The sequence below is a fragment of the Marinobacter persicus genome (assembly GCF_900114155.1).
Classification (GTDB): Bacteria; Pseudomonadota; Gammaproteobacteria; order Pseudomonadales; family Oleiphilaceae; genus Marinobacter; species Marinobacter persicus.
Map to the genome: position 1 here is coordinate 1 of NZ_FOSC01000021.1, position 1,719 is coordinate 1,719.

Here is a 1,719-nt window from a genome sequence, read left to right on the forward strand (position 1 = left end):
TGGTGGGTCTGGGTGGACTTGAACCACCGACCTCACCCTTATCAGGGGTGCGCTCTAACCACCTGAGCTACAGACCCAATCATCGGGCCTGTTAGACCCTTTTGCTCTCTTTACAGGAACCAAGTAATTCGTGTGGACTCTGACCGAAGCATTCGGCTTCGTTTAAGGAGGTGATCCAGCCGCAGGTTCCCCTACGGCTACCTTGTTACGACTTCACCCCAGTCATGAACCACACCGTGGTGATCGTCCTCCCGAAGGTTAGACTAACCACTTCTGGTGCAATCCACTCCCATGGTGTGACGGGCGGTGTGTACAAGGCCCGGGAACGTATTCACCGCGACATTCTGATTCGCGATTACTAGCGATTCCGACTTCACGGAGTCGAGTTGCAGACTCCGATCCGGACTACGATGCGTTTTAAGGGATTGGCTTACTCTCGCGAGTTTGCAGCCCTCTGTACGCACCATTGTAGCACGTGTGTAGCCCTGGCCGTAAGGGCCATGATGACCTGACGTCATCCCCACCTTCCTCCGGTTTGTCACCGGCAGTCTCCCTGGAGTTCTCAGCTTTACCTGCTAGCAACCAGGGATAGGGGTTGCGCTCGTTACGGGACTTAACCCAACATCTCACGACACGAGCTGACGACGGCCATGCAGCACCTGTCACAGAGTTCCCGAAGGCACCAATCCATCTCTGGAAAGTTCTCTGGATGTCAAGGCCAGGTAAGGTTCTTCGCGTTGCGTCGAATTAAACCACATGCTCCACCGCTTGTGCGGGCCCCCGTCAATTCATTTGAGTTTTAACCTTGCGGCCGTACTCCCCAGGCGGTCAACTTAGTGCGTTAGCTGCGCCACTAAGACTTCAAGAGTCCCAACGGCTAGTTGACATCGTTTACGGCGTGGACTACCAGGGTATCTAATCCTGTTTGCTCCCCACGCTTTCGCACCTCAGTGTCAGTATTGGTCCAGGTAGCCGCCTTCGCCACTGGTGTTCCTTCCTATATCTACGCATTTCACCGCTACACAGGAAATTCCACTACCCTCTACCATACTCTAGCCCGACAGTTCGGAATGCCGTTCCCAGGTTAAGCCCGGGGCTTTCACATCCCGCTTATCGAACCACCTACGCGCGCTTTACGCCCAGTAATTCCGATTAACGCTTGCACCCTCCGTATTACCGCGGCTGCTGGCACGGAGTTAGCCGGTGCTTCTTCTGTGAGTAACGTCAAGCCTCACGAGTATTAGTCGTAAGGTTTTCCTCCTCACTGAAAGTGCTTTACAACCCGAAAGCCTTCTTCACACACGCGGCATGGCTGGATCAGGGTTGCCCCCATTGTCCAATATTCCCCACTGCTGCCTCCCGTAGGAGTTCGGGCCGTGTCTCAGTCCCGATGTGGCTGATCATCCTCTCAAACCAGCTACGGATCGTGGCCTTGGTGAGCCTTTACCTCACCAACTAGCTAATCCGACTTAGGCTCATCCAATAGCGCAAGGTCCGAAGATCCCCTGCTTTCTCCCGTAGGACGTATGCGGTATTAATCCGGGTTTCCCCGGGCTATCCCCCACTACTGGGCAGATTCCTAAGCATTACTCACCCGTCCGCCGCTCGTCAGCGGGGTGCAAGCACCCCCTGTTACCGCTCGACTTGCATGTGTTAAGCCTGCCGCCAGCGTTCAATCTGAGCCATGATCAAACTCTTCAGTTTAAATCATACAAGAAC

Annotated in this window: 1 tRNA gene and 1 rRNA gene; both read right to left on the reverse strand. The window is 54.6% G+C overall.

Annotated features, from left to right (window positions below):
* A tRNA-Ile gene (locus BMZ63_RS14800) sits at positions 1 to 77 on the reverse strand.
* Positions 78 to 163: 86 nt separating this feature from the next.
* A 16S ribosomal RNA gene (locus tag BMZ63_RS14805) occupies positions 164 to 1,704 on the reverse strand.
* Positions 1,705 to 1,719: the final 15 nt, after the last annotated feature.